The organism is Pseudomonas sp. P4_C1, from assembly GCF_056402155.1.
Map to the genome: position 1 here is coordinate 1 of NZ_JBFUHY010000002.1, position 4,616 is coordinate 4,616.

Genomic DNA, 4,616 nt, shown 5'->3' on the forward strand with positions numbered 1-4,616 from the left:
GAACATCTGTCGCGGCAGCGTCGCTTGTTCGGGACCTGCGAGGAACAGCGTCACCACCACTTCATCGAACGAAGTCGCAAAGGCAAACAGCGCTCCGGAGATCACCCCCGGCGCGATCAGCGGCAAGGTTACCCGGCGGAACGTGGTCAACGGCGAAGCGCCCAGGCTCGCAGCGGCCCGTACCAGGTTCTGGTTGAACCCCTGCAAGGTCGCCGACACCGTGATGATCACAAACGGCACACCGAGCACGGCATGCACGACGATCAGCGAGGTATAGCTGTTGCCAAATCCCAGTGGAGCGAAGGTCAGGTAACTGGCCACACCAATGATCACCACCGGCACCACCATCGGTGAAATCACCAGCGCCATCACCAGCGGCTTGCCCGGAAAATCGCCGCGGGTCAGGCCAATCGCCGCCAGCGTGCCGAAGATCATCGCCAGTACCGTCGCTGCCGGGGCCACGATGATGCTGTTCTTCAACGAACGCATCCATTCCGCCGAGGCAAAGAAGTCCTGGTACCAGTGCAGCGAAAAGCCTTGCAGCGGATAGACCAGAAAACTCCCCGAATTGAACGACAGCGGAATGATCACCAGTACCGGCAGGATCAGGAACAACAGAATCAAGCCGCAGAGAATCCGCAAGCTGTAGAACCACACCCGTTCGATGGGCGACATATAAGGACTCAGCATTTCGTTCTCCCCTTAGCTCAGGCGCAGGCGACTGGCGCCCACCAGCCAGCTGTAAATCAGATAAAGCACCACAGTCGCCAGCAGCAACAATCCACCTAGCGCGGTCGCCATGCCCCAGTTGATGCTGGTGTTGGTGTAGAAGGCGACGAAGTAGCTGACCATCTGATCGTTCGGGCTGCCCAGCAATGCCGGGGTGATGTAGTAGCCGATGGCGAGGATGAACACCAACAGGCAACCGGCGCCGACACCGGCATAGGTCTGCGGGAAGTACACCCGCCAGAAACTGGCGAACGGATGGCAGCCGAGGGAAATCGCGGCACGCATGTAGGTCGGCGAGATGCCTTTCATCACGCTGTAGATCGGCAGGATCATGAACGGCAGCAGGATGTGCACCATCGAGATGTAGACACCGACGCGGTTGAACACCAGCTCGATCGGCTTATCGATGATGCCCATGGCCATCAGGCCGCTGTTGATCAGGCCACCCGATTGCAGCAACACGATCCACGCCGCGACCCGTACCAGGATCGACGTCCAGAACGGCAACAGCACCAGAATCATCAGCAGGTTGCTCTGCCGCGATGGCAGGTTGGCCAGCAGGTAAGCCAGGGGATACGCCAGCACCAGGCAGATCATGGTGATGATCAGGCCCATCCAGAAGGTGCGGGCGAAGATGTCGAGGTAGATCGCCTGATCCGGGGTCGCCGGGGCGATTTCGCCGAGGTCGTCGATGCGATGATCGACGGCCGCCAGCAGGTAATACGGGGTGATGCTGCTGGTGTTGCGGCGCACCGCTTGCCAGTAGGCAGGATCGCCCCAACGCTCATCGAGACCTTCCAGCGCTTCTTTATAAGAAGCCGGCTCGGTTGCGAGCGGCAAGGCGCGGGCGGTTTTGGTCAGCAGGCTGCGGTAGCCGGCCAATTCCATGTTCAGGCGTTTGGACAGATCGCCCAGGGTCTGGTTCTTGCGAGCCTCGGCGAGGTCTTCGGCCGCTGCTTTGTAAACCGGTTCAGCGGGCAGGCCGCGGCCGTCCCAACTGGCGATGGCGGTCACGGTGCGCGGCATGCCGCCGACCACTTCCGGGTTGCCAACGCTTTTGTAGAGCAGCGCCACGATCGGCACCAGGAACACCAGCAACAGAAACAGCACCAGCGGCGCGATCAACGCCTGGGCCTTCCAGCGATTGACCCGCTCGGCGTGCTTGAGCCGCTGCTTCAAGGTGGGGCTGGTGCCCTCGTTCAGGGGAACGGCGATAGCCATGACGTACTCCGGGAATCTTTGATCGTTACAGAGGCGGAGAACCACCTCGAACTTATAAATGTGGGAGCGAGCCTGCTCGCGATTGCGATGTATCAGTCACTATCAATGTTGAATGTGCCGACGCTTTCGCGAGCAGGCTCGCTCCTACAGGCGAAGCATTACTTCGCAGCCCAGGAATTGAAGCGCTGTTCCAGTTGCTCGCCGTTGTCAGCCCAGAAGCTGACGTCGATCTGCACCTGGTTGGCGATGTTTTCCGGGGTGGTCGGCATGTCTTTCAGGACATCCTTGGCCAGCAAGGGTACGGCTTGGATGTTGGCCGGGCCGTAGGCGATGTTTTCCGAGTAGGTTTTCTGCTGCTGCGGCTGTACCGAGTAAGCGATGAACTTCTTCGCCGCTTCGGCACGCGCCTTGTCCAGACCCTTCGGAATGGCCCATGCGTCGAAGTCGTAGATGCCGCCGTTCCACACCACTTTCAGGTTGCTTTCTTTCTGCACGGCAGCGATCCGGCCGTTGTAGGCCGAGCTCATGACCACGTCACCGGAAGCGAGGTATTGCGGCGGTTGTGCGCCGGCTTCCCACCACTGGATGTTCGGCTTGAGCTCATCGAGCTTCTTGAACGCGCGGTCCTGACCGTCCTTGCCGGCCAGCACCTTGTAGACGTCTTTCGGCGCAACGCCGTCGGCCATCAATGCGAATTCCAGGGTGTACTTGGCGCCTTTACGCAGGCCACGCTTGCCCGGGAACTGCTTGGTGTCCCAGAAGTCCACCCAACTGGTCGGTACGGATTTCAGCTTGTCGGCGTTGTAGGCCAGCACGGTCGACCACACGAAGAAGCCCACGCCGCAAGGCTGGATGGCGCCCTTGACGTAGTCTTCGGTCTTGCCGAACAACTTCGGATCGAGCTGCTCGAACATGTCTTCGTCGCAACCACGGGACAGTTCCGGCGACTCAACCTCTACCAGATCCCAGGACACACTTTTGGTGTCGACCATGGCCTTGACCTTGGCCATTTCGCCGTTGTACTCGCCGGCCACGATCTTGCCGTTACCTGCCGCTTCCCACGGTGCGTAGAAGGCTTTGACCTGTGCCGCCTTGTTCGCCCCGCCAAAGGACACTACGGTCAGGTCCGGACCGGCCGCCATTGCGTGCGCCGCGCCCATCATGCCCAGTGCCAAAGCGGTGAATTTCAGGGATCTCAACATTTATTGTTCTCTCCACGTGCAGGTTGGTGTTGGTATTGCGGGGCGATCAGTTCGCCTCTAAAAGAGGGTCGAGCGCACGAACGTGCTCGACCTGCCAGCCAAGCGGTACCACGTCGCCGACGGCGAGCGCTGGATCGAGCTCGGCAATCGGTTGTTTCACGAAGAAGTCGGTCTTGCCGCAGACTTCCATGCGCACCCGGACGTGGTCGCCCAGATAGATGAATTCCTCGACTCGCCCGGAGAAGCGGTTGACGCATTGGTCGCTGGAGCCATTGAGGCTCACTCGCTCCGGACGAATGGACAGGGTCACCGGCTCGCCGGTCTGGCCAACGTTGACCGCCAAGGCTTCCACCTTCTCACCGCGCCCGAGCTCCACAATGCAACGGTCGCCGGTTTGGCTGTGCAGTCGGCCATTGAGGCGGTTGTTCTCGCCGATGAAGTTGGCGACGAAGGTGTTCTTCGGCTCTTCGTAGAGGGTGCGCGGTGGCGCGATCTGCTGGATTTCGCCCTGGTGGAACACCGCCACACGGTCGGACATGGTCAAGGCTTCGCCCTGATCGTGGGTCACGTAGACCACGGTGACGCCCAGGCGCTGGTGCAGGTGCTTGATCTCCATCTGCATGTGTTCACGCAGTTGTTTGTCGAGTGCGCCGAGGGGCTCGTCCATCAGCACCAGTTGCGGCTCGAACACCAGCGCACGGGCCAATGCCACACGCTGTTGCTGACCGCCGGAAAGCTGCGCCGGATAGCGCTGGGCGAAGGCATCGAGCTGGACCATGCTCAGCACACGCTTGACCCGGGCACTGACGTCGCTCTTGTTCATGCCGCGCACGGTCAGCGGAAACGCAAGGTTCTCGGCCACCGTCATGTGCGGGAACAATGCGTAGTTCTGGAAAACCATGCCGATGTCGCGCTTGTGCGGCGGCACGTTGTTGATGGCGCGCCCCGCCAACAGGATTTCGCCCGCGGTCGGCGTTTCGAAGCCGGCGAGCATCATCAGGCTGGTGGTCTTGCCGGAGCCGGACGGTCCGAGCAAGGTGAGGAATTCGCCTTTGCGAATGTCCAGGTTGAGGTCTTTGACGATCAGGTTCTCGCCGTCGTAGCTCTTCTGCACTCCACGAAAGCTGACCAGAACATCATTGGCCCCTGCACTTGAATCGACCTGGCTCATACCCACACCTTTGTTATTGATGACTGCTGTGGGATTAAGCCTAGTGGACGCTGGGGACCGCGCAAATCGGGGGGCAAGAGAGATTCGCCTCAGCCGGATGGAAGGTTGGGGGTAGGGATTGCCCTACAAGAATGGCGCAAATGGACATGGCAGCTACAAGTGTCGAGCTGCAAGCCGCAAAAGCGAGCAAAACGGCTGTCGCTATTGGATATGCCTGCCATCCAAAACCAGACGGAGATCCCTTGTAGGAGTGAGCCTGCTCGCGATGGCGTCCTGGCCAGTCAACATTGCAT

4 protein-coding genes are annotated in these 4,616 nt (G+C 60.3%); all 4 read right to left on the reverse strand.

Annotated features, from left to right (window positions below):
* Window positions 1–690, reverse strand: a 690-nt coding sequence (locus AC1DU9_RS01495; protein ID WP_477809659.1) for an ABC transporter permease, incomplete at its 3' end; no start/stop codon positions are given.
* Window positions 691–702: 12 nt separating this feature from the next.
* Window positions 703–1,950, reverse strand: coding sequence for an ABC transporter permease (locus tag AC1DU9_RS01500; RefSeq protein ID WP_477809660.1), 1,248 nt, complete (start codon window positions 1,948–1,950; stop codon window positions 703–705).
* Window positions 1,951–2,108: 158 nt separating this feature from the next.
* Entirely contained in the window at window positions 2,109–3,152 is a 1,044-nt protein-coding gene (locus AC1DU9_RS01505) for an ABC transporter substrate-binding protein (protein ID WP_477809661.1), read from the reverse strand.
* A gap of 46 nt (window positions 3,153–3,198) precedes the next feature.
* Window positions 3,199–4,323 (reverse strand): ABC transporter ATP-binding protein, encoded by a 1,125-nt coding sequence (locus tag AC1DU9_RS01510; RefSeq protein WP_223456969.1) that lies wholly within the window; start codon window positions 4,321–4,323, stop codon window positions 3,199–3,201.
* Between the last annotated feature and the right edge of the window lie 293 nt (window positions 4,324–4,616).